The organism is Acinetobacter junii CIP 64.5, from assembly GCF_000368765.1.
In the GTDB taxonomy this organism is placed as follows: Bacteria; Pseudomonadota; Gammaproteobacteria; order Pseudomonadales; family Moraxellaceae; genus Acinetobacter; species Acinetobacter junii.
On sequence record NZ_KB849655.1, the window covers coordinates 1,793,950 to 1,820,927 of the forward strand.

General features: G+C 40.2%; 27 protein-coding genes. 17 read left to right on the forward strand and 10 right to left on the reverse strand.

What is annotated here, in order from left to right; all coding sequences use genetic code 11:
- Positions 1-82: 82 nt before the first annotated feature.
- Positions 83-523, reverse strand: coding sequence for a hypothetical protein (locus F948_RS14105; RefSeq protein ID WP_004965030.1), 441 nt, complete (start codon positions 521-523; stop codon positions 83-85).
- Between the two features lie 319 nt (positions 524-842).
- Between F948_RS14105 and F948_RS14110 the strand changes: the two genes are divergently transcribed.
- Positions 843-1,997 (forward strand): pyridoxal phosphate-dependent aminotransferase, encoded by a 1,155-nt coding sequence (locus tag F948_RS14110; RefSeq protein WP_004965031.1) that lies wholly within the window; start codon positions 843-845, stop codon positions 1,995-1,997.
- Positions 1,998-2,094: 97 nt separating this feature from the next.
- Positions 2,095-3,462 (forward strand): MATE family efflux transporter, encoded by a 1,368-nt coding sequence (locus F948_RS14115; protein ID WP_004965034.1) that lies wholly within the window; start codon positions 2,095-2,097, stop codon positions 3,460-3,462.
- 53 nt (positions 3,463-3,515) lie between these two features.
- Here F948_RS14115 and F948_RS14120 read toward each other — a convergent pair whose 3' ends face one another.
- Positions 3,516-4,343, reverse strand: a complete 828-nt coding sequence (locus F948_RS14120; protein ID WP_004910072.1) for an SDR family NAD(P)-dependent oxidoreductase — start codon at positions 4,341-4,343, stop codon at positions 3,516-3,518.
- Between the two features lie 463 nt (positions 4,344-4,806).
- Here F948_RS14120 and F948_RS14125 point away from each other — a divergent pair, with 463 nt between their 5' ends.
- From F948_RS14125 to F948_RS14140, 4 genes are all read left to right on the forward strand, one after another.
- A complete protein-coding gene (locus F948_RS14125) occupies positions 4,807-5,484 on the forward strand; it encodes a TetR/AcrR family transcriptional regulator (protein WP_004910075.1) in 678 nt (225 codons plus the stop codon).
- Between the two features lie 250 nt (positions 5,485-5,734).
- Positions 5,735-6,445, forward strand: a complete 711-nt coding sequence (gene phoB, locus F948_RS14130) for a phosphate regulon transcriptional regulator PhoB (RefSeq protein ID WP_004679100.1) — start codon at positions 5,735-5,737, stop codon at positions 6,443-6,445.
- A gap of 8 nt (positions 6,446-6,453) precedes the next feature.
- Positions 6,454-7,812 carry a phosphate regulon sensor histidine kinase PhoR gene (gene phoR, locus F948_RS14135; protein ID WP_004965039.1) on the forward strand — a complete coding sequence of 453 codons (1,359 nt, stop codon included), beginning with the start codon at positions 6,454-6,456 and terminating at the stop codon, positions 7,810-7,812.
- A 122-nt stretch (positions 7,813-7,934) separates the two neighbouring features.
- Positions 7,935-8,399 carry a DUF2147 domain-containing protein gene (locus F948_RS14140; protein ID WP_004965041.1) on the forward strand — a complete coding sequence of 155 codons (465 nt, stop codon included), beginning with the start codon at positions 7,935-7,937 and terminating at the stop codon, positions 8,397-8,399.
- Between the two features lie 101 nt (positions 8,400-8,500).
- Here the strand turns inward: F948_RS14140 and F948_RS14145 are convergent, their stop codons facing one another.
- Positions 8,501-8,953 (reverse strand): PACE efflux transporter, encoded by a 453-nt coding sequence (locus F948_RS14145; RefSeq protein WP_004965047.1) that lies wholly within the window; start codon positions 8,951-8,953, stop codon positions 8,501-8,503.
- 95 nt (positions 8,954-9,048) lie between these two features.
- Between F948_RS14145 and F948_RS14150 the strand changes: the two genes are divergently transcribed.
- Positions 9,049-9,936, forward strand: a complete 888-nt coding sequence (locus F948_RS14150; RefSeq protein ID WP_026057352.1) for a LysR family transcriptional regulator — start codon at positions 9,049-9,051, stop codon at positions 9,934-9,936.
- Between the two features lie 397 nt (positions 9,937-10,333).
- Here the strand turns inward: F948_RS14150 and F948_RS14155 are convergent, their stop codons facing one another.
- Positions 10,334-11,659, reverse strand: coding sequence for an ISNCY family transposase (locus tag F948_RS14155; RefSeq protein WP_008942541.1), 1,326 nt, complete (start codon positions 11,657-11,659; stop codon positions 10,334-10,336).
- 245 nt (positions 11,660-11,904) lie between these two features.
- On the opposite strand from F948_RS14155, the gene F948_RS14160 reads away from it, so the two are divergent.
- Both F948_RS14160 and F948_RS14165 read left to right on the forward strand, forming a co-directional pair.
- Positions 11,905-12,261, forward strand: coding sequence for a hypothetical protein (locus F948_RS14160; RefSeq protein WP_004965052.1), 357 nt, complete (start codon positions 11,905-11,907; stop codon positions 12,259-12,261).
- A gap of 149 nt (positions 12,262-12,410) precedes the next feature.
- A complete protein-coding gene (locus tag F948_RS14165) occupies positions 12,411-13,736 on the forward strand; it encodes an ISNCY family transposase (RefSeq protein WP_008942541.1) in 1,326 nt (441 codons plus the stop codon).
- 97 nt (positions 13,737-13,833) lie between these two features.
- Here the strand turns inward: F948_RS14165 and asd are convergent, their stop codons facing one another.
- From asd to pncB, 3 genes are all read right to left on the reverse strand, one after another.
- Positions 13,834-14,685 carry an archaetidylserine decarboxylase gene (gene asd / locus F948_RS14170; RefSeq protein ID WP_004910093.1) on the reverse strand — a complete coding sequence of 284 codons (852 nt, stop codon included), beginning with the start codon at positions 14,683-14,685 and terminating at the stop codon, positions 13,834-13,836.
- Positions 14,682-15,530: a sulfurtransferase gene (locus tag F948_RS14175; RefSeq protein ID WP_004951163.1), complete on the reverse strand. Its 849-nt coding sequence runs from the start codon at positions 15,528-15,530 to the stop codon at positions 14,682-14,684. The genes asd and F948_RS14175 overlap by 4 nt, the downstream gene beginning before the upstream one ends.
- Before the next feature lie 397 nt (positions 15,531-15,927).
- Positions 15,928-17,130: a nicotinate phosphoribosyltransferase gene (gene pncB / locus F948_RS14180; RefSeq protein ID WP_004951160.1), complete on the reverse strand. Its 1,203-nt coding sequence runs from the start codon at positions 17,128-17,130 to the stop codon at positions 15,928-15,930.
- A 149-nt stretch (positions 17,131-17,279) separates the two neighbouring features.
- On the opposite strand from pncB, the gene dtd reads away from it, so the two are divergent.
- A complete protein-coding gene (gene dtd / locus F948_RS14185) occupies positions 17,280-17,720 on the forward strand; it encodes a D-aminoacyl-tRNA deacylase (RefSeq protein ID WP_004910099.1) in 441 nt (146 codons plus the stop codon).
- 48 nt (positions 17,721-17,768) lie between these two features.
- Here dtd and F948_RS14190 read toward each other — a convergent pair whose 3' ends face one another.
- The 3 genes from F948_RS14190 to serB form a co-directional block, all read right to left on the reverse strand.
- Entirely contained in the window at positions 17,769-18,248 is a 480-nt protein-coding gene (locus tag F948_RS14190; RefSeq protein ID WP_004910100.1) for a hypothetical protein, read from the reverse strand.
- 150 nt (positions 18,249-18,398) lie between these two features.
- On the reverse strand, positions 18,399-18,734 hold the full coding sequence (gene aciT / locus F948_RS14195; RefSeq protein ID WP_004951151.1) for a ciprofloxacin tolerance protein AciT: 336 nt from the start codon (positions 18,732-18,734) through the stop codon (positions 18,399-18,401).
- Positions 18,735-19,141: 407 nt separating this feature from the next.
- Positions 19,142-20,362: a phosphoserine phosphatase SerB gene (serB, locus tag F948_RS14200; protein WP_004910102.1), complete on the reverse strand. Its 1,221-nt coding sequence runs from the start codon at positions 20,360-20,362 to the stop codon at positions 19,142-19,144.
- 61 nt (positions 20,363-20,423) lie between these two features.
- Between serB and F948_RS14205 the strand changes: the two genes are divergently transcribed.
- The 7 genes from F948_RS14205 (at position 20,424) to glmU (ending at position 26,976) form a co-directional block, all read left to right on the forward strand.
- A complete protein-coding gene (locus F948_RS14205) occupies positions 20,424-21,728 on the forward strand; it encodes a DUF4175 domain-containing protein (RefSeq protein WP_167543096.1) in 1,305 nt (434 codons plus the stop codon).
- 372 nt (positions 21,729-22,100) lie between these two features.
- Complete coding sequence (gene ribBA / locus F948_RS14210) at positions 22,101-23,222, forward strand: bifunctional 3,4-dihydroxy-2-butanone-4-phosphate synthase/GTP cyclohydrolase II (RefSeq protein ID WP_004951142.1); 1,122 nt, start codon at positions 22,101-22,103, stop codon at positions 23,220-23,222.
- A gap of 11 nt (positions 23,223-23,233) precedes the next feature.
- On the forward strand, positions 23,234-23,704 hold the full coding sequence (gene ribH, locus F948_RS14215) for a 6,7-dimethyl-8-ribityllumazine synthase (protein ID WP_004637206.1): 471 nt from the start codon (positions 23,234-23,236) through the stop codon (positions 23,702-23,704).
- A 3-nt stretch (positions 23,705-23,707) separates the two neighbouring features.
- Positions 23,708-24,157: a transcription antitermination factor NusB gene (nusB, locus tag F948_RS14220; protein WP_004679125.1), complete on the forward strand. Its 450-nt coding sequence runs from the start codon at positions 23,708-23,710 to the stop codon at positions 24,155-24,157.
- A gap of 15 nt (positions 24,158-24,172) precedes the next feature.
- Positions 24,173-25,090 (forward strand): thiamine-phosphate kinase, encoded by a 918-nt coding sequence (gene thiL, locus F948_RS14225; protein ID WP_004965060.1) that lies wholly within the window; start codon positions 24,173-24,175, stop codon positions 25,088-25,090.
- Entirely contained in the window at positions 25,068-25,589 is a 522-nt protein-coding gene (locus F948_RS14230; RefSeq protein ID WP_004965062.1) for a phosphatidylglycerophosphatase A family protein, read from the forward strand. The genes thiL and F948_RS14230 overlap by 23 nt, the downstream gene beginning before the upstream one ends.
- A 22-nt stretch (positions 25,590-25,611) precedes the next feature.
- Positions 25,612-26,976, forward strand: coding sequence for a bifunctional UDP-N-acetylglucosamine diphosphorylase/glucosamine-1-phosphate N-acetyltransferase GlmU (gene glmU, locus F948_RS14235; protein ID WP_004965064.1), 1,365 nt, complete (start codon positions 25,612-25,614; stop codon positions 26,974-26,976).
- The last annotated feature ends 2 nt before the right edge of the window (positions 26,977-26,978 follow it).

A 26,978-nucleotide genomic window follows, 5' to 3' on the forward strand; every position in this document is an offset into this window, starting at 1 on the left:
GCTCTAAGCACCCTGTGATTAGGGCTCATCCATCTTCCCAACAAAAACACATAAAGAGAAAGATCTCTTTTCCTGTCATTCATCAGCAAACCAACTGCTTACTTTCTTGATAATAGCGTGCCAAAGCTTCGGTATCTTGTTTTAAAAAGGCAGTTACGTACGCTTTTACTTGAACCAATGACAGATGGCTAAAATGAATTCTCTCTTTTGCCTGAAATTGTACTAAACCAAAGATTTGTTTTTTAGCAACGACCACAGGAATATCTGTTTTTACCGTGAAGCTCAACTCTTGAGATGAGGCATAGGGATTTAAAACGATTTCGATGGTGTGTTCTGTATTACCATCTGTAATGGTAAAAGTCGGGCTTGCACCGTCGAGCTGCAACCAACGATTGAGTTGTTGTTTCCAACCCATTCTGTCAAATCGAGTTAATACCCCAATGGTATTTAATGCTCCACATTGTTCTACATCATTTAAATCAAGATGATGCGGATAGCGTATTTTTAGATCGAAATTGTCCATTGCTTAATGTCCTATTTCACAATTATTCGTATTTATTTTAATCTCTCGATATAAATTATATCGCTTAAATAATTAAATTAAAACACCATATGTAATTGAAAAATAATAATTTATTAGACAAATTTAATTAAAAAATGACCAATTCTGTCACTATTGTTTTGATTAAGACACTATTCCACTATTTCTCTTGATATTTAGCACATTATTGAAGCAAGGAAGAGACGTAAATCTCTGTTCGCACCAGTTGCGACGATTTGGATATCTCATCCTTTTACCGATACAATCAACTCAAAACAAAACTTCAATTAGGTTAATCACCATGCTGCAACTTCAGTCAAAACTTCCAAGTCAAGGTGTGACCATTTTTAGTGTAATGACTGAACTCGCTCACAGGCTCAATGCCTTGAACCTATCACAAGGTTTTCCTGATTTTCCTGCCCCACCCGCTCTGTTAGAAGCACTTAGCCAAGCAACATTAGATGGCTATAACCAATACCCAGCAGGAGATGGTGTACTGGCTCTGCGCGAACAGTTAGCACAACAATTTCTGCAACGTGATCAATTAAATTGCGACCCCATCACCGAAGTTACCATTACACCTGGTGCAACCATTGCCATTTTCTGTGCAATCCAAGCCTGTATCCACGCAGGTGATGAAGTTATTATTTTTGATCCAAGTTATGACAGTTATGCACCTGCGGTACAACTCGCAGGTGGTAAGTCGATTCATATTCATTTGGAAGCACCTTCATTTCAGGTAGATTGGCAAAGGGTTCAAGACAGCATCACTGCCAAAACTCGCATGATTATTGTCAATACACCACATAATCCTACAGGAGCAATTTGGTCAGAGCAGGACTGGCAACAACTGATTCAACTTATTGAAGATAAAAATATTGTTGTATTGTCTGATGAAGTTTATGAACATCTGGTCTTTGATGGGCAAAAACATTTTAGTGCTCTAAGTTTTCCCGAACTGCGTGAACGTAGTTATGTCATTGGTTCTTTTGGAAAGACCTATCATGTCACGGGTTGGAAAACAGGATATTGTGTTGCTGCACCGGAATTAATGAGTCTATTTCGACAGATTTATCAGTACGCAAATTTTTGTGGTACTACACCATGCCAAATCGCACTGGCTAATTATATGCAGCAGCATCCTGAGCATATTCAAGAACTTCCTCATTTCTACCAAGCAAAACGTGATCGTTTTAATGCTCAAATCCGAGACTCACGTTTTAAATTTCTACCATCTCAGGGAACCTATTTCCAAAACCTAGACTATAGTGAAATTCGACCTGATCTGAATGACGTGGAGATGTGCCAATTCCTTGCAGAGCAACACAAAATTGTCGCTATCCCAATTTCTGTCTTTTATCAGCAAGCCCCTGAATCGCTCAGACTCATTCGATTTTGTTTTGCTAAAACCGATATAACCTTGCAACGTGCAGGAGAAATCCTCGTACAGTGTTGATCAACAAAACATAAACCGAACTCAACCCAAGCTCGTGCTGCATATGTTATTTTGAAGAGATGATTTGCGTTTCCAATAGACGCGTAAAGGAGTTTAAATGACGCCACGCCAAACGTTGGTGATGCAACCCAATCTCTGGAAAACCTTTTTTGTTTTTCTTGTCCCGCTAATCGCCACAAATATTTTGCAGAATCTTTCAGGTACGATTAATACGATTTTTGTCGGTCAGATGATGGGCGTGGATGCGATTGCAGCCGTTTCTGTATTTTTCCCTATCCTGTTTTTTCTCTTGGCTTTTGTGATTGGAATTTCAGCAGGCACTACCGTATTAGTTGGGCAAGCATGGGGAGCACAAAATCTTGAAAAGGTTCGCTGTGTCATCGGCTCAACATTATTTATTACCCTGATTGGGGGCACCTTGATTGCCATTTTAGGTCTGGTATTTGCTGAGCAGATTTTAAATGTGTTGGGCACCGACCCTAAAGTCATGCATCTATCATTACCCTACGTTCAATGGATGCTAGTGGGTAGTCCGTTATTATTTGTTTATATTATTTATACCTCGATTTTACGGGGTGTTGGCGATAGCGTGACACCGCTAATTGCCTTGAGTTTAACCAGTTTAATTGGCTTGGTGGTTACACCTGTTTTATTAAAAGGCTATTTTGGTTTTCCTGAATTAGGCATTATCGCACCTGCAGTTGCCACCATCATGGGTTATGCGGCTGTACTCATTTTTCTAGCTTTCTACTTAAATTATAAAAATCATCCTCTTAAAATTGATCGTCAACTGCTTCGAAGTATTCGTCACGATCCAAGTTTAAGTAAGTTAATTTTAAAACTGGGTATTCCGACAGGCGTACAAATGGTCACCACGTCTTTGGCTGGCTTAGTGATTATTAGCTTAGTTAATCGTTATGGCGCACACGCAACTGCCGCATATGGCGCAGTCAATCAAGTTCTGAACTACATTCAATTCCCAGCCATGTCGATCTCCATAGCGGCATCAATCTTTGCAGCGCAAGCGATTGGGGCTGGAAAATCCGACTTATTGGCTAAAGTGACACGGACTGCCTTAGGCATGAATATCTTGTTTACAGGAACACTCATCACTTTGGCTTATCTATTTTCTAAGTATTTAATGGCGCTTTTTATCACCGATCATAGTGTGGTGGTATTAGGGCAACAGCTATTATTTATTGTGCTATGGTCAATTTTGTTTTTTGGTGCAAGTGCTATTTTTGCTTCAATTATGCGTGCCAGTGGTACAGTCAATGTCCCAATGATGATCAATATTTTGACCATCCTTCTGATCGAAGTGCCTTGTGCTTATTGGTTTAGTTCTACGTGGGGCTTAAATGGTATTTGGACAGCTTACGCGCTCGCCTTTGTATGTCTATGTATTTTCCAAGCAAGTTATTATCAATTTGTCTGGAAAAAACGTGATATTAAACGACTCATCTAATAAATAAAAAAGCCATTCAAATCTGAATGGCTTTTTTATCAAGCATATAAAGCTTAAAGCATCTTAGTTGCAAAAGCTGCAATACGTTGATAGCCCGTAGGGAATAGACGTTGGAAAGAATCTAAAATTCGAGCATCTGTTCCAATCAACAAACGGCGTTTATCTTTTAATACCGCATTTAAAATTTGACGTGCAGCTTCTTCTGGTGGTGTACGCAAGAATTTATCAAACTGCTTGATTGATTTGCCTGGATCCATACCTAGGCTCTTTAAGCTGTCGTTCATTTTTGCAGCTTTGGCAATATTGGTACGAATACCACCTGGGTGTACGCAAAGTGAACTTACACCGCTCTTTTCAATATCAAGTTCTTGGCGTAATGACTCTGTGAAACCGCGTACCGCAAATTTTGTTGCGTTATAAGCAGATTGAGTTGGTTGTGATGTCAAACCAAAAATACTTGAGATATTGATGATGTGACCATCTTTAGTTTGTTTGATGAATGGAAGGAATTCTTTTGTTCCATACACCACACCCCAGAAGTTAATTCCGACGATCCACTCTAAATCTTCGTAGCTTGCACCTTCAACGGTAGAACCCAATGCAACTCCTGCATTGTTAAAGATCATATTGACACAACCATGATCTTGAACTGTTTCTTGTGCCCATTGTTTTACCGCTTCGCGATCAGAAACATCAAGCACTTTGGTTGTAACTGTAATTGGATTATCTTTCACAAGCTCAACAGTTTGTGCTAAGCCTTTTTCATTGATATCGCTCAATGACAAGTGACAACCTTGTTTAGCCAATAAAACTGCCAGTTGTTGTCCAATCCCAGAACCTGCACCTGTGATCGCTGCGACTTTATTTTTAAAATTTTTCATTGCCTATCCTTTGTATTGCGAATGAATTGCACACATTTGAGTAGATCATGTGCAGTTTGAGTTATAACCAATATAATTTTGACAATACATATTGTCAATATAGTACAATATCACTTTAAGACAAATGGCAAGAATCAACATATTGCTTGTCATATTAGGTCTATTTACATTTCATGACCTAAGATCTTGGAACGAGACAAAGCATATTGCGTGGAATTTAGTTATGCTAGAGCCGCATAAAGCATCGACAATTGGTAAAAAATGTTATTGTCGAGAGTGTTAGGACTAAGATGTTTCCCCAAACTTCGTTATAAAATTTAACAAGGGGAATAATTTTGTCTACCTTTTGCAAGTTGTGGCATGGATGGTCATCCTCATGATTTTTGATCTGAAATGACAGTAATTCAATGCAAACTCGTCCGAGCCACACGATTTAAAGATTTTTTAGGGAACGGTTTTTCTAATGACGACTCAAGATCAGGCGACACGTAAAAAAAAGAATGTTGACGCGAAAGAACGCCAATTTAAAGGGCTTTCTTTGAGTGAGCGTAAAGAAGCGCGCCGAGAGAAACTGATTGAGGCGGGTATCGCCACTTATGGGACACAAGGTTTTTTCTCTGTCACTGTGAAAGATGTCTGTAATGAGGCAAAACTTACTGAACGCTATTTCTATGAATCTTTTAAGAAAAGTGAAGAGTTATTCCAAACCGTTTTCTTAAAAATGATTGGAAAAATGCAAACTTGCTTGACCCAAGCGGTCATCATGGCTGCCCCTGAACCTAAAAACATGGTAACTGCGGGTTTATCTGCATTGCTCACTGCGATTAAAGATGATCCGCGTATGGCACGTATCATTTATATTGATGCCATGCTCGTTCAAGACTTACATAACCAAGCCACCATTCAAGAAACATTGACGCAATTTGACCGCATTATTCAGGCTTTCGTCATGATCACGATGCCGAATGCCCCTCAAGGCAATGATGAAGTGTCGTTAATGGCTACAGGGCTGAATGGATACGTGACTCATATTATTATTCGTTGGGTCTCTGAAGGCTTTAAACAACCACTTGATGAAGTTCTTGCAGCCTGCTGTGCCGTGTTTTTATCCTTTATCGAAACCACATCACAAAAAAATTAAAATCTTTTTACAGTTTTGTTACAAAGCATATACTTAAATGATGATCCGATTAAACGAATGAATTCATTTGATTTATTAATCAGCAACCTGTCATCATTTGGTCATTGCTCTGCCCCACAATTGTCACAATTTATTGCTAAATTCGACTTTATTAACTCTTTTGCAATGATATTGTCATAATTAATCTTTGTAATAAGCCTGTCATAACAACAAAACGGTTCACCGTTACAGATATTAAGGGTATTGCGCTGTGAAAGATGACTATATTTTAATTGTCGATGATGAACTACCGATCCGCGAAATGATCCATACATCTTTGGATATGGCAGGCTTCCAATGTTTGCAAGCGGAAGATGCTAAACAAGCGCATCAGATTATTGTTGACCAGCGTCCTGCTCTTATTTTGCTGGATTGGATGCTACCGGGTGGTGTGAGTGGTGTCGATTTGTGCCGTCGCCTAAAACGCGATGAAAACTTAGCAGAAATTCCTGTGATCATGTTGACTGCACGCGGTGAAGAAGACCATAAAGTTCAAGGTCTTGATGCTGGTGCTGATGACTACATGACCAAACCATTTTCGACGCGTGAACTGGTTTCACGTATTAAAGCAGTGTTACGTCGTGCCAATGCGCTGAGCGGTGAAAAAGTTATTGATGCCAATGGCTTAATGCTTGATCCTGTCAGCCAGCGTGTGAGTTTTGGAAACAGCATCCTCGAGATGGGGCCGACTGAATATCGTTTGCTTGCTTTCTTTATGACTCACCCTGAACGTGCATATACACGTGCTCAATTACTTGACCAAGTTTGGGGCGGCAATGTATATATCGAAGACCGTACTATTGATGTACATATTCGTCGTTTGCGCAAAGTGTTAGAACCCTTTGGTGTTGATCGTTTTGTTCAAACGGTACGTGGCACTGGTTATCGTTTTTCTACACGAGCTGACTTAGCAGCAGGTTAAAACCCTTTATGTATGAACCTTATCCCGTCCCTGAACTGGCACGTGAGCACCAACAATTTCGTTACAGCAGTTTGTGGACGTTTGCAAAACAAGATTTAAGACTGTTGATGTTTTTCTTATTGATTGCAAGCTTAATTGGATTTGGGGTTGGATACTTTTGGAGCTGTATCTTTGTTGCCTTTGTTGTTTTCTTTCTTTTGCAGCTCCGCTCGCTTTATCTAGTCAATGATTGGATTTCAAATCGTCCCTACGATATGCCACCTAATCTAAATGGCATTTGGGGCGCACTATTATTTAATGTCTACCGCGCACAACGCCAAGAACGAATCGTACAAGCTGAGATGGTGGGATTAATAGATCGTGCCCAGTCATCATTAGTTGCATTAGCTGAAGCGGTGGTTTTAATCGATGATCAGCATCAGATTGAATGGTGGAATCCTGCTGCTGAAAAGTTATTGGGAATTAATCCTTTAGATCGTGGTCGCAATTTACTCTCTATTTTGCGCCAACCCAATTTCATTGAATATTTCAAAAATAGTGATCAAGCGCCAGATGGAATTCGTCTTCAAGCACAGATGGACGAAGAGCGTTATGTACAAGTTAAAATCACACGTTTTGGTGGGGAAAGCCGTCTCTTGGTTGCACATGACATTACTCGAATGCATAACCTTGAACAGATGCGTAAAGATTTCGTGGATAATATTTCCCACGAGCTACGCACGCCACTGACGGTATTGAGCGGATACCTTGAAACCTTTACCGATCAAGATGATATTACCCCACGTTGGAAACGTGCATTTACCCAGATGCAGTCGCAAACCAAACGTATGAATGCTTTGGTCAATGATTTATTACTATTATCCAATTTAGAGAATAATAAAAAAGTCGCTAAAAATCAGATTATTGATATGGCAAATCTGATGAATCAATTATTTGATGATGCACGTGCCTATAATCTCGATTATGGTCATACACTCAACTTAGATATTGATAGCCACTGTGATCTGATTGGTTCGGACATGGAAATTGCTAGTGCTTTCAGCAACTTAATTACCAATTCCATTAAATACACACCCAAAGGTGGAATTATTACCATTGGTTGGCACGAAGATGGCGATCATGCCTATTTTTCTGTCCAAGACAATGGTATTGGGATCAACCCTAAACACCTCCCTCGTCTCACGGAGCGTTTTTATCGGGTTGATAGCGCTCGCAGTCGTCAAACTGGCGGCACAGGTCTAGGTCTAGCGATCGTTAAGCATGTGCTGATGCAGCATGGTGCACATCTCGAAATCACCTCTAAAGAAAATGAAGGTTCTACATTTACAGCCGTGTTCCCGAAAGAACGCCTTTACCATATGATCTAAAATAGTTACAGGGAACTGCCAAGTTCCCTGATTTATGATGTTTTTCTATACTTTTAAATAATATAATAAGTTGTTGTTTCATTTCGCTATTTCTACACCTCATCTCGATGTAAAAACGACTTATGATTATTTCTTTAATTCGCAGCTTTGCGTTACTCCTCGGACTCATTACTGCTTTTCATATTCAAGCAAGCCCTTTTGATCCTCTAATTGGTACATGGAAAGTTGTCGATGAACGCACTGGTTCTTATGTGTCAGATATTGTGATTCGACGCAATTCTAAAACAGAACAATACAGTGCTGTCATCGTCAAAATGTATCCCTCTGCTAAAGAGGTCGCTCCGACTACTTGCACAAAATGTACAGGTGCTTTGAAAGATCAACCTATCGTCGGTATGGAAGTATTAACTAAGCTCAAAAAACTCAATCAAGATGAGGAATTTGGTCAAGGTGTCTGGATCAACCCTTATGATGGTCATAAATACAGTATTCAAGGACGTTTAAGCAAAACAGGTAAAATGCTAAATATCAGTGCCAAACATCCAAGTAATAATAGCTTTCGTGCTATGACATGGATTCGCTTATAAAAAATATACATCGCTTAATGTCATAGATAAAAACATGGGGGCTTTTATAAGTCCCCATTTTTATGTGCAATCATGATTGCTTGAATAGGCTTTGATTTAAATTAAAGCTTAGTCGTTGAAGGCAATGGTTTAGTTTCAAGCAAGTGACTGGGTAAACCAAATAAATGATCAAAAAAGTAATTATAAACAAAGGTATAGCATGGAATGATGATCATCAAACTAAAATCTAATAAGAAGGCTTTGACTAAACTGATTTGCATCCACCAAGCAATCAATGGAATCAAAATAGTGACTAAGACCACTTGAAAGCCGATAGCATGGGCGATACGTCTAAAAATGGTTCGTGTCTTAGAATGCTGTCGTTTTTCCCACCATTCAAAGGCATAGTTGTAAAAGAAATTTACGCTGACAGCGATCACCGCAATTAATAATGACAAAGGTCCAGTGTGACTGATCGTTGAGCCTGAAAGTACAGCCAAAATCATCGCACAAATCAAAAAACTGAGTACTTCATAGAAAAATACATAGGTCACTCTTCTTTTCATTCCTTGCATGACAGCACCTCAAAATCAACAAAACGTGGATTTTACGCGCTCTTTCTGATAAAAAAAGTTAATCGTGATCAGTTTTACTGACAAGCAAACTTGAGATAAATATGAATAGTGAACAGCTGGAATTAATTCTTGAAGTGATTGATCGAGGCAATTTCTCTGCTGCAGCACGTGCTTTAAATCGAGTACCTTCGGCTGTGAGTATGGCCATTGCGAATTTAGAAGCAGAATTGAATTTAAAATTATTTGAACGTAGCAAAAATCATTTAGAACCTACCGAGATTGCCCTATCTATTGAACCACATGCACGATTAATTGTGACCAAATTGCGTCAACTTGAAATGCATCTCACAGAGCTTTCTATGGGATTGGAAACAAATCTTAAAATTGGCGTTGCGGCTGATATTAATCAAAAAATTGTATTGGCAGGCATCGAAGATTTAACGCATCGCTATCCGCTGTTAAATATCGAAATGCACTGCGCAGCACAGCAAGAACTCAAAGCACGCCTTAGAAATAATGAAATCGATCTGTATGTTGCTTATAGTTCATCTACGATTGATGCCAATGAACGCTTCCGTTTATTGGGTGTTGAAAAATTTGTTGCTGCGATTTCCCCTAAAGAAGCACAACAGCTTCGGGCACAACATAAAAATGAACTGACGATGTTATCTGAGCTTCGACAAATTATTGTGGCAAGTAAAAATTATCCTCTCCCTGACCCACGTATTTTGGTCTCAGATGCCTACTGGCATACAGATAATTTATCCATGGCGATTGGGATGGTGGAGCAAGGACTCGGCTGGGGTAATTTTCCGTTGTCCATCGTTCATGAGCATTTTGCTAAACAAAGTTTGGTTCGTTTGGAGTTTAGTGATACCACCAACGGACTAGATATGCCAATCCATGCGATTTGGCCTAGTTATAAACCTCTCACTAAAACTCTCCAGTTGCTGATAGAACTTTGGGCAACACAACAGCTTTAACAGAAAAGAAAAAAGCCCGACATCCTGTCGGGCTTTTTCGTATTCCTTTCACTAGATACAACTCCTGTCATATCTCACATCCTGATGCTCAAACTTATTATTATTGTTTTATGTTTTTGGAACTTCCTGTTCCTGATGAGTTGATATTAGGGAATTTAACTTAGGCTGAAAATGGGACATTGACGTTAATCGGTGTAGGAAATGGCTTACAGAATTAGTTTTATGTTTGGCAAGAAATATCAAACATGCTTAAAAAGCAGCCGACTTGTTTCCGAGTCGGCTTTTTAGTGTTTGTTTGGATTATGTAAAATTTATAAGATATTGATTTAATTGAAATAATAAAGAATATGTTATTCCCAAGTAGAAATGTCCTACCTAATAACCAAATAGAAATGTCCTATATGGACATTTCCAAGTCAAGCACAGGATTTAGATTTCGTTGTTCAATCGCTGTTTTCTGTGCTTGTCTACGTGGCATCTTTTGAGAACGATTGCGTTTGTTTTGGTGTTCCAGTTGTTCATGCTGTTGTTGAATATGTGCCAGCACAGAACCCAAACGTTTATTCTCAACGATCTCTCGCTGGTTGAGCTGACTTAATTTATCAAAGATGCTGTAATTGATTTTTCTTCCCTGATATTCAATGGCTACAGTACCATCCGGATATTCCAGGAACTCAAGATACTTGCCGCCCAATCTTTGATTTTCTTCGCTGTTTTCCAAGATATATACGCATTTATCATAAGTAATCGTCAAGCTGTTCGTGACCCTGCGGGGTTCACGCCAGGTAAAAACATCATCTAATTCTTCGGCTGTTTCAGCGATAGGCCGATGTAGATCCTTGGAATTAAAAGCCATCTTGGCGAATTTACGATTAAATTGCTCAATAAAGCACGGCAGCCACTTATTGGCATCTGCAATTGAACTGATGCCTTCTAGACGCATCTCCTTAATCAGACGATCCTGAAGTGTTCTATTCGCTCGTTCTACACGACCTTTGGCTTGAGGGGAGTTAGCGAAAATGATATCGATATTGAGAGTGCTCAGAACACGTCCAAACTGGGTAATCTTGGTGTCTTTCTTGCTACTTTGATTCACCCTAAAAACTGAATGTTTGTCACTGTAAAATGCCAATGGCTTACCATGCTGTTCGATATATAAACGTGTCGAAATCATATAGTCAAAGGCTGACTCTGACGCACAGAAGCGTAAATGCTGCAATTTTCCTGTGGCATCATCGATGAATACTAGCAGACAGCATTTAGGTGCTCGACCTTCAAACCAATCATGGTGTGAGCCATCAATTTGGATCAATTCACCATAACAATCTCGGTTATAACGAGGCTGATATGGTCGTTTCAGGCGCTTGCAGCGAGGGATCCATAAATCGGCTGCAATCATCCAGGAACGCAGGGTTTCTACTGAAAGATCGAATCCATGCACGGTGGTGAGCTTTTCATGCGCTAAAGTGGGTCCGAAACCATAAAGTTGATCTGAAACAATATTGAGACACTTAAGTCTGAGTTCTTCAGGAAGTTTAGAATTGCTGATTTGGCCACGACCGGCATGGGCTAATGCAGCGGGACCTTGAGCTTTGTATTTCTGCAGTAAGCGTCTGATGTGACGTTCTGAGATATGAAGTAGCTGAGCAGCCTGGGATTGAGTTATACGTTGATCACAGATTTCTTGCAAGACCGACAATCGTTTAAGTTCTTTATCCGACATAGACACCAACATATCAAACCGTCCGCTAAGGAAATTGCAAAAGCGCATATTCTAAAAGCGGACATTTTTACTTTGGAGAAACCGGACATTTCTATTTTGGGCTTACATTAGAATTTCGTATAAGGTGTATTATGTTAATTTTAGAAATATTTAAAAATAATAAAATTTACTAAATTTTAGATTTTCATTATTTAATTCTAAAAATATCTTTATAATTGTAAAATCAATATTTTACAGGGGGATATATGAAAAAGTACTTATTACTAGTTAATTTAATCATTTTGACAGGATGTTCTACTGTTGGATATGGCACAGCTAGACACAATGGAAAGCTATATTATTTCCCACCAAACTGTAAGCAATTCTCTTATTCTTACTCAGATACGGATACATTGTATTGCCAGCATAATGGCATGGCTACAGGGCAAGTTATTACACCAGCAGATAGTGCGCAGATCGAAGCATATAAAATGCAACAACAAGCAAATAAACAGGCTTGGAATGATCTTAATGAAAGCCTACAAAAGATGGCTCCAAAAACTACTAATACCAATTGTTATAACTATGGATATGCAGTGAATTGTAGCTCTACAACTTATTAAATCCACCCATTTAACATAATGGCGCTTATGCGAAACTATTCTTGTAAGCCCAAAATAGAAATGTCCGGTTTCTCCAAAGTAAAAATGTCCGCTTTTAGAATATGCGCTTTTGCAATTTCCTTAGCGGACGGTTTGATATGTTGGTGTCTATGTCGGATAAAGAACTTAAACGATTGTCGGTCTTGCAAGAAATCTGTGATCAACGTATAACTCAATCCCAGGCTGCTCAGCTACTTCATATCTCAGAACGTCACATCAGACGCTTACTGCAGAAATACAAAGCTCAAGGTCCCGCTGCATTAGCCCATGCCGGTCGTGGCCAAATCAGCAATTCTAAACTTCCTGAAGAACTCAGACTTAAGTGTCTCAATATTGTTTCAGATCAACTTTATGGTTTCGGACCCACTTTAGCGCATGAAAAGCTCACCACCGTGCATGGATTCGATCTTTCAGTAGAAACCCTGCGTTCCTGGATGATTGCAGCCGATTTATGGATCCCTCGCTGCAAGCGCCTGAAACGACCATATCAGCCTCGTTATAACCGAGATTGTTATGGTGAATTGATCCAAATTGATGGCTCACACCATGATTGGTTTGAAGGTCGAGCACCTAAATGCTGTCTGCTAGTATTCATCGATGATGCCACAGGAAAATTGCAGCATTTACGCTTCTGTGCGTCAGAGTCAGCCTTTGACTATATGATTTCGACACGTTTATATATCGAACAGCATGGTAAGCCATTGGCATTTTACAGTGACAAACATTCAGTTTTTAGGGTGAATCAAAGTAGCAAGAAAGACACCAAGATTACCCAGTTTGGACGTGTTCTGAGCACTCTCAATATCGATATCATTTTCGCTAACTCCCCTCAAGCCAAAGGTCGTGTAGAACGAGCGAATAGAACACTTCAGGATCGTCTGATTAAGGAGATGCGTCTAGAAGGCATCAGTTCAATTGCAGATGCCAATAAGTGGCTGCCGTGCTTTATTGAGCAATTTAATCGTAAATTCGCCAAGATGGCTTTTAATTCCAAGGATCTACATCGGCCTATCGCTGAAACAGCCGAAGAATTAGATGATGTTTTTACCTGGCGTGAACCCCGCAGGGTCACGAACAGCTTGACGATTACTTATGATAAATGCGTATATATCTTGGAAAACAGCGAAGAAAATCAAAGATTGGGCGGCAAGTATCTTGAGTTCCTGGAATATCCGGATGGTACTGTAGCCATTGAATATCAGGGAAGAAAAATCAATTACAGCATCTTTGATAAATTAAGTCAGCTCAACCAGCGAGAGATCGTTGAGAATAAACGTTTGGGTTCTGTGCTGGCACATATTCAACAACAGCATGAACAACTGGAACACCAAAACAAACGCAATCGTTCTCAAAAGATGCCACGTAGACAAGCACAGAAAACAGCGATTGAACAACGAAATCTAAATCCTGTGCTTGACTTGGAAATGTCCATATAGGACATTTCTATTTGGTTATTAGGTAGGACATTTCTACTTGGGAATAACAACATAAAATAAAAAGCCCCTATCTAGGGGCTTTTTATAATTTTACTAATTAAATCGAATGACCTAACCGCTCACCCATTACCACAGTCGAGTTCGCTTTAAATTGTTCTTCCCATACCATTTTATCTTTTTCAAATAAAACCACAGCAGTAGAACCTAAGTAGAAACGACCTAACTCAGCACCTTTATCTAACTGCATTTGATGATGCTGTAATTCAACTTTACCTGAAGGTTTTACTTTACCTGTTGCAACAGTTTCAATCCCAGCCACAATCATCGCACCAACTAAAACCACCGCCATACGACCAAGTTCTGTATCAAACAAACATACCATACGCTCATTACGCGCAAACAAACCTGGTACATTTTCAGCAGTCGTTTGATTAACTGAGAACAACTCACCTGGGATATATAAAGTTTCAGTCAATGTACCTGCAAATGGCATATGTACACGGTGATAATCTTTTGGTGATAAATAAACTGTTGCAAACTGACCATCTACAAATGGCTTTGCAAGTTGCGGATCACCAATCAATTTCTCTACAGAAAAACTTTGACCTTTGGCTTGGAAAATATCACCTGCCTCAATCTTACCCAGCTGAGAAATTGCACCATCCGCAGGACAAACAATACTATCCGCACGCTCGTCCACACCGCGTACACCTTCTTTCAATGCACGGGTGAAGAACTCATTAAATGATTTATATTGATTCGGATTAGTCTGCTCAGCAATGCTCATGTCAATGCCGTATTTCGCTTTGAATGCCTGAATCACAGCAGTTTTTACCAAAACATTTTCACTGGCTGCCACTTTGCCGATGACACGGCTCAGTTGATGTTGAGGTACTAAGTTTTGTGCTTTGATAAAAAGTTGTTTTTTTAGGTCTGCTGAAAAACTCAAGATGGTGACTCCCCTGAAATAATAGGACTATCGAGGCGATTGCCCCATTCACTCCACGCACCATCGTAGGCTCTCACTTGCCAATTGAGTAATTTTGCCAAGATATACGCCAAGCCCGAACGGTGATGTGACTGACAATACACCACCACAGGTTGTTGTAAATTAAAGCCTAATTGTTCCAAACGTTGTTGAGTGCGTTCAAGCGGGTGTAATTTTAGATGATTTTCACGATTTAGGGCAGTACTCCATTCAAAATGCAAAGCATTTGGGATGTGACCACCGCGTCGCGCAGCAAGACGTAAACCCGTATATTCATCTATGGTACGGCAGTCCCAAAGTTGAATATTCTTATGATTGACTTCATTGAGGAGTTCATCATATTCAATACGATGCTGTTGGACTGCCTGCTCATCAATAGCAACTAACTCTGCAACAGGTTTGTATGGCTCAACTTCAGACGTGGTTGGTAAACCTGCACCTAGCCAGCCATGAATACCACCATTAATCAAACTGGTACGTGTGAAACCTAAGCAGTGTAAATTCCAAATCAAACGCCCTGCCCAAGCACCACCCTCGTCGTCATACACCACTACATGATGTTGCGGTGAAATATTTAATTTCTCAATCAAGGTTTTTAAACCATCGACATCTGGCAATACACCATTCGCTTGTTCATTCTGCGCAACTAAATATTTAGGTTGCAAATGAATAGCATGTGGAATGTGCAGTTGCTCATAAACCGAAGCTCGGCTTAGATCGATCACTCGAATCAACTCATGACCCAAGTATGGTACAAGTTGTTCAGGTTCAATCAATAAACCTAATTTAAAATCTGTGTCAGTCATTGTTATGGTGTCTTGTGATTACAGCATTGCATCAAATTTTAGCATAGCTCACTTTTTATCTTTGTCTGATTTTTCATATTCATTTAGCAGAAAACAAGATATAGGAAAAAACCCAACGATTTTAGATTTAAAGCATAAAATTTGCTGACAATTGCGAAAGTTAAGCCATATAAACCTGTCGAAAAAATTTACTGGTGCAGAGGCGGCATCCATGCCGTCTCTGTGGCTGCCTTGCGCTGCTTTCAAAGCGTTGCTTTGAAATTGCTGAGGATGTGCCGTCAGTTCAACAAAAAATTGTTACTTTGGATCTTTCAAAAGTAAAGAGTACCTATTACAGATCTCTCATAACATTTGAGCGATTCCACAGCCGTACTAAATTTTGAGTATGAAAGAATAATTAGGCCTCTTCAATCTCAAACACCTGACGCAAATACGCCAAAAACGTTTCATTATCGCTCATGGTCTTGCCTGAACTATCAGAAATTTTTGCTACCGATTGCCCATTACATTCCACCAGTTTTAAAACAATATTAAGCGGTGTCTGTCCCATGTCATTGGTGAGATTAGTTCCAATACCAAAACTAACCTGAAAGCGATCTTTAAAATATTGGTGCAATAACCATGCTTTCTCTAAATTTAAACCATCACTAAAAGTTAACATTTTGGTCTTGGTATCTATTTTTAATTTGCGATAGTGCGCAAAGGCTTTATCACCCCATTCATAAGGATCACCACTATCATGGCGCAAACCATCAAATAATTTGGCAAAATACAGATCAAAATCTCGCAAGAAAGCATCCATCCCAACCACATCGGTCAAAGCGATACCCAAATCCCCTCGATACTCTTGTACCCACGCTTCTAAAGCCGCTTTTTGGAAATTACGTAACCGTACATCCAATGCCTGAAAAGCCTGTAAAAACTCATGTGCCATGGTTCCGATCGGGCTAATGCCTAATTCTTTCGCTAACAGCACATTGCTGGTGCCACGGAAAACTTTGGGTGCAGCTGAGTGAAAGGCTTGAACTACATGTTTTTGCCATTCAAAACTATAACGTCGTCGTGTTCCAAAATCTGAGACTAAGAATGGAGGATCATTTTCTTGCTGTTGCTGAGCATAATCTTGTAGTTGAACTAGCTTCTGCTGTAAACGGCGCTCGCCTTCTACAAAAACGTCATCATTACGGATGCGTTGGAAATACAGCTCATTGACGATAGCTAAAACGAAAATCTCAAACATCATGGCTTGTACCATTGGACCTTCGATTCGAATATCGAGCCGACCTGCCTCATCCATACTGGCTTGGATAAAACGACGTTTAAGTTGAAATAACTCTAAGTAATCAACAAAATCACTTTTAATAAAACGCAAGGAACGTAAATACTGTAACTCATCATCGGTGAAGCGCAGCTCACACAACAAATCAAGTTGATGGTTCAAATCATCCAAAATCTCAACTAGCGGATAAACCGTGTCATCTAAATTGCGGCAACGAAATAAATAAACACTGTGAGTTTGCGGAAACTGATGTAGCACGACTTGCAACATCGTGAATTTATACAAGTCCGTGTCGAGTAAAGATCGAATAATGGCAGGCATAAAGGATGGTTTTAACCAATTTTTATTAGATATCTGTTGTTATACAACCAAACGCTGGAGATTGAATAGTAGACTTTTGCTGCACGACTCATTTTTATCCTTTTGCTCTGCTAAAATTGCGCATCTCCTATCATCCAATTTTTAAAGTTATGCGTGCATTAATTCAGCGAGTTCTTGAAGCAAAAGTGGTTGTGGACGGACAAACCACGGGCGAGATTGAAAAAGGCTTATTGGTTTTTCTAGGCTTAGGGAAAGACGATACTTTAGAAAAGGGTCAGAAACTGATAGATAAGATTCTCAAATATCGAATCTTTGACGATGAAAATGGCAAGATGGGGTGGAATGTGAGTCAAGCCAGTGGCGGTATTTTATTGGTATCTCAATTTACCCTCATGGCACAAACTCAAAAAGGGTTACGACCAGACTTTGGACCTGCGATGCCACCTTCAGATGCCAAAGCACTCTACGAGCAATTGGTTGAATACGCACAACAGCAATTTGAAAATGTACAAACAGGTATTTTTGCTGCGGATATGAAAGTACATTTGGTGAATGATGGACCTGTGACTTTTAATCTAGAGATTGAATAACTTTAGGCAATAAAAAAACTCCCATCTAGGGAGTTTTTTTCAGGCTTGTTATTTACCTGTTTTTTCTTTAATAAACGCACGTGCTTGGCGAATTTTTTCTTTTACAGGTTTTGGTACTTTAGGTGGGATCAATTTCGCTGCTTGGTTGAACCAAACCAATAAGCTAAAGTCACCTTCCATTTTAATGCTACCGTCTTGCATACCTGTCATGAATGCTGTTGGGTCGCCTTTTACTAAAGTTTTTACGCCTTGCTCACTTGAAGCAAATTGCAAAATAAAATCCGCTTTTTCAGGATTGCCTGCAACTGTATCGATCTTACCGTGATTGACAATAATCTGACGCGCCATACCCAAATCTGTACCAATTTGAATACGAAATTCACGATCATGAACTAACTCAATAAACTTAGGGCTAGTACGTGCCAATTGCTTCATACGCAACGCCAAACCTGCCACCAACAAATCCAGTGGATCTGTACTTACATCAACGATAGGTAACTTAACCACAGGTAGAGAAGAAAGCTTCATGACAATTATGCCCACAGTATAATGATGAAAATTAAGACAACCCGTATCCTAGCACAATTGTGAAGAACTCTGTAAAAGCTTTGTTTCAGAAAGTGAATGTAAAAAAGGCGTGCTGAGCACGCCTTTGATGTGATTAGAATTATTATGTATTTATCGACTAGAACATTGTTGTTGGTCATCCTTATAAACAGGCGTGTGTTCAATATACTGGCGATTTGCCAGTTGTTTTTGTGCTTGTTTGTCTTCACGTAAAAGAATAAATGTCACCGTCACCATCGCAAGGCTGAGCGCTGTCAGATAACTATAAGCGACAGACATTTCGAACATGGTTTGCACACCAAAGCGTACCACTTCGAGCAGTCCCCAACTAATCATACCCGCCAACATAAAACCTAACCAACGACGATAAGGAGAGAAGAAAACAGCAATAACTGCGACAGCGATCAAGCCAAATCCAACCCACATGGTGAAATTCGCTGCTTCCATAGAAACCTCCGTCTTTAAAAGGATGTCTGAATCAACGTTCAGACCTTATATTGTTCTGTAATCTCTAACAGTACTTCGTGTTGCATTAACGTCTTTATGCATTATGGAGCGTTTTTTTTAGAAAAAAAGAGCTTAAAATTAACGATACGACACAAGATGTCGCAATATGCTTTTGTAATTACATTTTTTAAAAATCATAATTCTGAAATTTCTATATAGCATCAATTACTGAGTGTCATTACAAAAAAATACGCTTAATTTTGACGTCAAAAAAACTTTTTTCTGAATTTTTTAATTGTAGGTTTTCTATACATTTAGACATAAATATGACGAAGTGATGACAGCCAATAAAATCAATAAAGCCACATGATCTGTGGCTTTATTTGAGGGCTCAGATCTACATTTATCTATGCTCGATTGAGGTCTTTATCATGCATACCTAAAAGATAAAGCACGCCATCTAAACCCACACTCGAAATTGCCTGATTGGCATTTTGACGAACTAGAGGTTTGGCACGGAAAGCCACACCTAGCCCAGCGATTGACAGCATTGGTAAATCATTTGCGCCATCACCAACAGCCATCGCCTGCTCTAATGAGATACCCATTTTATCAGCCAACTGGCGTAACAGCTCTGCCTTACGCGCACCATCAACAATCGCACCTTTCACTTCACCAGTGACAAGCCCATCTTGCACATCCAAAATATTGGCATGCACTTCATCAATGCCAAGTTTAGCTTGTAAATACTCTGCGAAATATTGGAAGCCACCTGAAAGAATTGCTGTCTTATAACCCAAGGCCTTCAACGTTGAAATTAAGCGCTCTGCACCTTCTGTCACAGTTAGACGCTCAGCAATTTTAGGCAGAACAGATGCATCTAAGCCTTTTAACAACGCAACACGTGCACGGAAACTTTGTTGGAAATCAAGCTCACCTTGCATTGCACGTTCTGTAATTTCAGCAACTTGCTCACCCACACCCGCTTCTAATGCAAGCTCATCAATCACTTCTTGCTCAATCAATGTAGAGTCCATATCAAAGCAAACCAAGCGACGATTACGGCGATAAGCATTATCTTCTTGTACGGCAACGTCGATGTTTAACTCACCTGATAAACTCAAACAAGCAGCACGCATTGCTTGTGCATCCAGCATTTGTCCGCTTAATCCGAACTGAACGCAAGCGCGTCGTGGGAACTGACTTTCTTCTTCTAGTTCTAAACGTCCTGATAAACGTGTTACCGTTTCTATGTTAAACCCTTGACCCGAAACAATTTGAGTCACAGCTTGCAAATGTGCAGCGGTCAGTTCAGGTGCAAGAGCCGTCACGATATAGCGTGTACGTCCGCCCTCACTCACCCATTGGTCATATTCTGCGTTGCTGATTGGTTTAAATCGCACAGTTAAGCCAATATCATGTGCTAAAATCAGAATCTCTTTCATTGCTAATGCTGTTGCAGTCTCGTTATCTGATGCAACAACGATCCCAAGGGTCAGTTGATTGTGAATAACCGCCTGACCGACATCGAGTATTTGCAAAGAATGTACGGAGAGTACCTGCATTAATCGAGTAAACTGATTCGGTTGATCTGGTCCTAAAAAGGATATAAGAATGATTTCTCGCATGAATTGACTCGTGTTAGAGCGACAACTATTGTAAGAATCATAACATAACCCATGAATCTATTTGCCTTGGAAGTTTAACTTGAATGCGCCTCGCCAAGGGCTATTTGCTAGCCTACTGATCGTTAGTTTTGCCTTGCATACCTTTTTATTGGTGATTGCAACGACTCATCAACTCAATGAAAACCGCGCCAGCCAAGGACAACTGATGACCAGTCAGTTAGTGGCAGATACTCTTTCTGAAATGGAACCCGCCAATACTGTTTCTTTAGCGTTGGTTGCTAATCGCTATGCGACCAATCCAAGTGTTGCCTCAATCCGCATCTTGGATGCCAACAAACAAGTGTTAGCAACTAGCGGTATGGCTAAAACTCGTCAAGGCGAAGTATTTGTCCGTGATGCCTTACAGAATGAAAAGAAAGTGGGAACAGTCGAAATAACGCTGATACAACCAAGTATTGGTGAAATTTTACGCACACAGTGGTTAGCGATTCTATTGTCTCTCTTGATTCATGGATTAATTTGGTTAGGCTACCGTGCTATTGCACGCCCAACGCGAACCGAATATCTTGCTCGTATCAATCAAGAAAATCATCTCAAGCATGAAATTCAACGTTTAACTCAAGCTTTGGCATTAGAAAAACAAAATACCGTTACTTTGGTCGCTCAAGCACAACAACAAGCAAAAGTACAACCCAAAACTCGAGTTGAGAAAGTCAGCACTGAAACACCTCCAGTTGATCAGCATACATTGGCGCTTAACATCCAGTTTTATGATCCAAAACAACTCTTAAATAGTGTTAACCAATCCGTTTCATTGCCTTACTTTAAGCTTTGTCAGTTATTTTTGGATAAAAGTATCGATCTATGTGCTAAACATTATCAAATTGATCCATCTAAAATTTGTGTTGAACAAGAGTTTAATGCTGAAGGGGCAACCTTAAGTACTCAGTCAGATCAAACACATGCTTTAGAATGTCTTATGATGATTGGTGCTGTTTTCCAACTGCTCGCAGAAGTACTGTATAAACGTTATCGCGAAGACAAACGCTTTGCCTTGCAAACGCGTGGTTCTGTTGCTAGCCCTGTAGATGCCATGCAGCTCGACGCAATTGAAGCTTCGAAACGCCTAACTCAACATTTACATGCAAAAGAAGCTGCCTTGCATTTGAATCTCGAGCAATTAAAAGCGATTCAACATAGCTATGAATTAGTTGCTATGCCTAACCCAAGCAACATCATGACACGTCATGCATTTATGATTAATGGTATGAATGAGGAGTGTGCAACTTTAGCTCAAAATCTGCGCACTGAAATTTTAATGGGTAAAAAGGCAAAAGTCTCATCTGAATCATCCAGCCTTTCGTAATTCACCTCGATAAAATATCCCCATTTTTTAAGTATAGAATGGGGTTATTATTTGAATAATGATAAAGTTCATTCCATCAAAAAGTGCTTGATTTGCCTAAATCATCAACACACTCAAACTATTTTCTTAAATCGATTCAGCGCAGCTTGAGTTAAAAAATTATTGTAAAATAATGAAATTTTTAGAAAAAACAAAATATTATATTCTGAATCAAAACCAAATATTTAGATCAATAAAAGCGTTGACTCAGCGTGATGTATAAATTCGCCACGTGCGATAAGAAGCACAGGCGAAAAGTTTTAAAATGCGGTAAACTATGCCAAATTTATCGAATACTAATGCCTTAAAAGGCTGCTTAAAAGGTGAAAGCGAATGCCGCTGAGTCGTGTTGAAGAACTTGTCGCAGATATTCGTGCAGGCAAAATGGTTATCCTCATGGATGACGAAGATCGAGAAAATGAAGGTGACTTAGTCATCGCTGCTACCCATGTTCGTCCTGAAGACATTAACTTCATGATTACGCATGCACGTGGTTTGGTCTGTCTGACATTAAGCCGCGAACGTTGTAAGCAACTCAACCTTCCGCTTATGGTTGATCAAAACGGCGCTCAACATGCCACGAACTTCACCCTTTCAATCGAAGCAGCCGAAGGCATCAGCACAGGCATCTCAGCAGCAGAACGTGCTCATACCATTCGCACAGCTGTAGCTGCCCACGCTAAACCAAGCGATATTGTTCAACCTGGTCATATTTTTCCATTAATGGCTCAACCAGGTGGTGTCTTACACCGCGCAGGTCATACCGAAGCTGGATGTGACTTAACACGCTTAGCAGGTTTAGAGCCTGCTTCGGTCATCTGTGAAATTATCAATGAAGATGGCACTATGGCGCGCCGTCCTGATTTAGAAGTATTTGCAGAAAAGCATGGTCTCAAGATCGGTACGATTGCGGATTTAATTCACTACCGCATGACCAACGAGCAAACTGTTGAACGCTTATCTCAAGAAACCATTCAAACTGAATACGGGACTTTTGATCTTTATAAATACCGTGAAATCGGTAACCCAGACATTCATTTAGCTTTGGTAAAAGGTGAGCCGAAAGAAGGTGTGACCACTGTTCGTGTTCATGGATTCAATCCTGTTCGTGATCTTTTAAAGCTCAATAAAGCTGATGGTTCTCCAGCATGGAATCTTGATCTTGCAATGAAAACGATTGCTGCAAGTGACCGTGGTGTATTGGTTTGGATTGGACAAGATCACTTGGAAGATTTAGGTCATGCCATTCATCATTTGAACCAACCAAAGCCACTGAAATCAAATGCAGCGCTATCGCAGCAATATCAAACAATTGGTGTCGGTGCACAAATTTTACGTGATCTTGGTGTTGAGAAAATGAAGTTGTTGAGTTCTCCGCTTCGTTTCAATGCTTTATCAGGATTTCATTTAGAGGTGGTGGAATACATCACTGCCGATCAAATCACAGCAAAATAATCGAGGTTGCTATGGCAATTCGCCGAATTGAAGGTTTATTACATCTCGCAAGCGAAGGTCGTTATGCGATCTTAGTTGGTCGTTTCAACAGCTTCGTTGTAGAACATTTACTTGAAGGTGCGATCGACACATTAAAACGTCACGGCGTTGCAGAAGATGCGATCACCGTGATTCATGCACCAGGTGCATGGGAGCTGCCGATCGTTGCGAAGAAATTAGCGGCTTCAAACAAATTTGATGCCATCATTGCTTTAGGTGCAGTAATTCGTGGTAGCACACCTCACTTTGACTTCGTTGCTGGTGAATGTGCTAAAGGTCTAGGTGTTGTAGCACTTGAAAGCACAATGCCTGTGATCAACGGTGTTTTAACTACCGATAGCATCGAACAAGCGATTGAACGTTCAGGTACGAAAGCAGGTAATAAAGGTAGCGAAGCTGCACTTACTGCTATCGAAATGGTTAACTTATTAAAGGCAATTTAAAGCATGTCGCAAACACTTCAGGCCGCTTATGCAGCGAAACGCAAAGCACGTCGTTTTGCTGTACAAGGGATTTATGAATGGCAAATGAGTCAAAATCCTGTTCATGAAATTGAAGCACGTACACGTGTTGAAAATGCCATGCACAAGGTTGACCTCAACTACTACCATGAATTACTCACTCAAGTGGTTGCTCAACATGAAGCTTTAGATGAGTTACTCATTCCTGTACTTGACCGTGAGCTATCTGCACTTGATGGTGTAGAACTTGCAACCTTACGATTGGGCGCTTATGAATTACGAGATCATCTCGAAGTTCCTTATCGCGTTGTACTTGATGAAGCAATTGAGCTAGCAAAACACTTTGGTGGTGCAGACAGTCATAAATACATCAATGGTGTATTAGATCGTCTTTCTTCAAAGCTTCGTGAAGCCGAAAAACAACAAGCGAAATAATAGGCTTGATGTTTCATGGCTGAGTTTTCAATTATTGACCGTTACTTTAAACGAGCATCTCATCAGGATGTCAGTTTAGGTATTGGTGATGACTCAGCCATCCTCACCCCTCCTTCCTCGCAACAACTCGTCATTTGCACAGACACTCTAGTCGCTGGTCGCCATTTCCCTTTAGACACCTCAGCACATGCTGTGGGTTGGAAAAGTGTAGCCGTGAATTTATCAGATATCGCGGCAATGGGAGCTCAACCACACAGCATCTTGCTTGCACTCAGTTTACCAAGTGTAGATGAGGCATGGTTGGCTGAATTCAGTCGAGGACTCTTTGAATGTTGTGACCAATTCAATGTTGCATTAATCGGTGGAGATACTACGCAAAGCTCCCAATTAACGATTACAGTGACAGCGCTAGGTTGGATCGAACAAGGACAAGCAATTACGCGAGCTGGTGCGCAAATCGGTGACTATATATGCGTGAGTGGGCAAGTTGGTGATGCTGCGTATGGACTGCACCATTTAGGTCATGCACTACAACAACGTTTAGATTATCCAACACCACGTTGTCAGTTAGGTCAGCGACTGAAAGGTCGAGCGACCAGTATGATCGATGTCTCGGATGGTTTAGCACAAGACTTAGGACATATTCTGAAAGCTTCTAGCGTGGGTGCGACCTTATTTTTAGATCGTTTGCCAATAGATTCAGCACTAAAAGCATTAGACCAACAACAAGCTTGGCAATATGCGCTCGCTGGTGGGGATGACTACGAATTATGCTTTACAATATCACCGCAAAAATTCGAAGAACTATCGCGACATCAATCTGATGTACCGTTTACAATAATCGGCGAAATTACCCAACAAACTGGATTGTTATTTAAGTATATGGGCGAAGTTTACCCATTACATGTTCATGGATATCAACACTTTGCATAAACCCCCTATTCACTTTAGCCAAATGACTTGGTTTGACCGCTTTATTGTGTTCTGCGGTGTAGGATTTGGCTCTGGTCTCAGTCCCAAAGCCCCTGGTACTTTTGGGTCAGCGTTTGCTCTTCTTTTCGTCCCCCTGTGGCTAATACTTGGCTTCAATGCCAGTGTTTTTGCAATCCTACTCATGTCGATTGCAGGCATTTATATTTGTGGTCACACTGCCAAAGTGATTAATGTCCATGATGATGGTCGTATCGTTTGGGATGAATTTGCGGGACAATCGATTACCTTTTTACCTCTGCTTTACTTACAGCAAATGAATTGGTTATGGGTCATTGCAGGTTTTATCTTATTCCGTATATTCGACATATGGAAACCATTTCCAATTAATTGGGCTGACCAAAAAGTTTCTGGCGGCTTTGGTATTATGCTTGATGACCTGATTGCAGGACTTTGGGCTGCATTGTGTATTTTTCTTATTCAATTTTATTTTTTGACCTAACACATCAATATTAGGGTTAATTATGTCAACAACCGTCATTATTCTAGCTGCAGGGAAAGGAACGCGAATGCGTTCAAAGCTTCCTAAAGTATTACAACCACTTGCAGGTCGTCCACTTTTGGGACACGTCATTGAAACCGCAAAAAAACTCAACGCCCAAAATATTATTACCATTTATGGGCATGGCGGTGAACTTGTTAAACAAAGCTTTGCACAAGAACAGATTGAATGGGTTGAACAAGCTGAGCAATTAGGTACTGGTCATGCTGTACAGATGACCTTACCCGTTTTACCGCAAGATGGTATCTCACTCATTTTATATGGTGATGTGCCTTTAGTTCGACTCAGTACTCTTGAACAATTACTAGAGGCATCTAGCCAGTCTGGTATTGGGATGATCACACTCGATGTCGAAAATCCAACGGGCTATGGTCGTATCGTTCGTCAGGCTGGAAAAGTTCAAGCCATTGTTGAGCATAAAGATGCCAATGAAGAACAACGTCAGATCCAAGAGATCAATACAGGTATCTACTGCGTTAGCAATGCAAAATTACACCAATGGCTACCAAAGCTGTCGAATAACAACGCACAAGGTGAATATTATCTTACCGATATCGTAGCGATGGCGGTTGCAGATGGTCTAGAAATCGCTTCCATTCAACCTGAACTGGCATTTGAAGTTGAAGGCGTAAATGATCGTCTACAACTCGCTACGTTGGAACGTCAATTTCAACAGCAACAAGCCAAAGAATTAATGCAACAAGGCGTTCACTTAATTGATCCAAATCGTTTTGATCTACGTGGCACATTAAAATGTGGGCAAGATGTTCAAATCGATGTGAATGTTATTATTGAAGGTCACTGTGAGCTCGGTGATAACGTACAACTTGGTGCAGGTTGTATCCTAAAGAACACGCGTATCGCAGCAGGCACTAAAGTTCAGGCTTATAGTATTTTTGAAAATGCAGTAGTAGGCGAAAATACTCAAATTGGTCCTTTTGCTCGTTTACGTCCAGGCGCAAATCTTGCAAATGATGTGCATATCGGTAACTTCGTAGAAGTTAAAAATTCTAATATTGGTGTAGGTTCTAAAGCCAATCATTTCACTTATCTTGGTGATGCTGATATTGGTGCGGATTGTAATATCGGTGCAGGTACGATTACTTGTAACTATGATGGCGCAAATAAGCATAGAACTATTATTGAAGATCATGTATTTATTGGCACCAATAATTCACTGGTTGCTCCGATCAAAATCGGTACTGGTGCTACAACTGGCGCTGGTTCAACCTTAACACGAGATGTGACTGACCATAGTTTGGCTGTCGAACGATCTAAACAGTTTGAAAAAGCAAATTATCAACGTCCCCAAAAGCTGAAAAAATAAGA

What these genes read in the sequence shown, in the direction of transcription:
- F948_RS14105 (WP_004965030.1), bottom strand. Translation starts at nt 523, where the DNA reads ATGGACAATTTCGATCTAAAAATACGCTATCCGCATCATCTTGATTTA.
- F948_RS14110 (WP_004965031.1), top strand. Translation starts at nt 843, where the DNA reads ATGCTGCAACTTCAGTCAAAACTTCCAAGTCAAGGTGTGACCATTTTT.
- F948_RS14115 (WP_004965034.1), top strand. Translation starts at nt 2,095, where the DNA reads ATGACGCCACGCCAAACGTTGGTGATGCAACCCAATCTCTGGAAAACC.
- F948_RS14120 (WP_004910072.1), bottom strand. Translation starts at nt 4,343, where the DNA reads ATGAAAAATTTTAAAAATAAAGTCGCAGCGATCACAGGTGCAGGTTCT.
- F948_RS14125 (WP_004910075.1), top strand. Translation starts at nt 4,807, where the DNA reads ATGACGACTCAAGATCAGGCGACACGTAAAAAAAAGAATGTTGACGCG.
- phoR (WP_004965039.1), top strand. Translation starts at nt 6,454, where the DNA reads ATGTATGAACCTTATCCCGTCCCTGAACTGGCACGTGAGCACCAACAA.
- F948_RS14140 (WP_004965041.1), top strand. Translation starts at nt 7,935, where the DNA reads ATGATTATTTCTTTAATTCGCAGCTTTGCGTTACTCCTCGGACTCATT.
- F948_RS14145 (WP_004965047.1), bottom strand. Translation starts at nt 8,953, where the DNA reads ATGCAAGGAATGAAAAGAAGAGTGACCTATGTATTTTTCTATGAAGTA.
- F948_RS14155 (WP_008942541.1), bottom strand. Translation starts at nt 11,659, where the DNA reads ATGTCGGATAAAGAACTTAAACGATTGTCGGTCTTGCAAGAAATCTGT.
- F948_RS14160 (WP_004965052.1), top strand. Translation starts at nt 11,905, where the DNA reads ATGAAAAAGTACTTATTACTAGTTAATTTAATCATTTTGACAGGATGT.
- F948_RS14165 (WP_008942541.1), top strand. Translation starts at nt 12,411, where the DNA reads ATGTCGGATAAAGAACTTAAACGATTGTCGGTCTTGCAAGAAATCTGT.
- F948_RS14175 (WP_004951163.1), bottom strand. Translation starts at nt 15,530, where the DNA reads ATGACTGACACAGATTTTAAATTAGGTTTATTGATTGAACCTGAACAA.
- pncB (WP_004951160.1), bottom strand. Translation starts at nt 17,130, where the DNA reads ATGCCTGCCATTATTCGATCTTTACTCGACACGGACTTGTATAAATTC.
- dtd (WP_004910099.1), top strand. Translation starts at nt 17,280, where the DNA reads ATGCGTGCATTAATTCAGCGAGTTCTTGAAGCAAAAGTGGTTGTGGAC.
- F948_RS14190 (WP_004910100.1), bottom strand. Translation starts at nt 18,248, where the DNA reads ATGAAGCTTTCTTCTCTACCTGTGGTTAAGTTACCTATCGTTGATGTA.
- aciT (WP_004951151.1), bottom strand. Translation starts at nt 18,734, where the DNA reads ATGGAAGCAGCGAATTTCACCATGTGGGTTGGATTTGGCTTGATCGCT.
- serB (WP_004910102.1), bottom strand. Translation starts at nt 20,362, where the DNA reads ATGCGAGAAATCATTCTTATATCCTTTTTAGGACCAGATCAACCGAAT.
- ribBA (WP_004951142.1), top strand. Translation starts at nt 22,101, where the DNA reads ATGCCGCTGAGTCGTGTTGAAGAACTTGTCGCAGATATTCGTGCAGGC.
- ribH (WP_004637206.1), top strand. Translation starts at nt 23,234, where the DNA reads ATGGCAATTCGCCGAATTGAAGGTTTATTACATCTCGCAAGCGAAGGT.
- nusB (WP_004679125.1), top strand. Translation starts at nt 23,708, where the DNA reads ATGTCGCAAACACTTCAGGCCGCTTATGCAGCGAAACGCAAAGCACGT.
- thiL (WP_004965060.1), top strand. Translation starts at nt 24,173, where the DNA reads ATGGCTGAGTTTTCAATTATTGACCGTTACTTTAAACGAGCATCTCAT.
- F948_RS14230 (WP_004965062.1), top strand. Translation starts at nt 25,068, where the DNA reads ATGGATATCAACACTTTGCATAAACCCCCTATTCACTTTAGCCAAATG.
- glmU (WP_004965064.1), top strand. Translation starts at nt 25,612, where the DNA reads ATGTCAACAACCGTCATTATTCTAGCTGCAGGGAAAGGAACGCGAATG.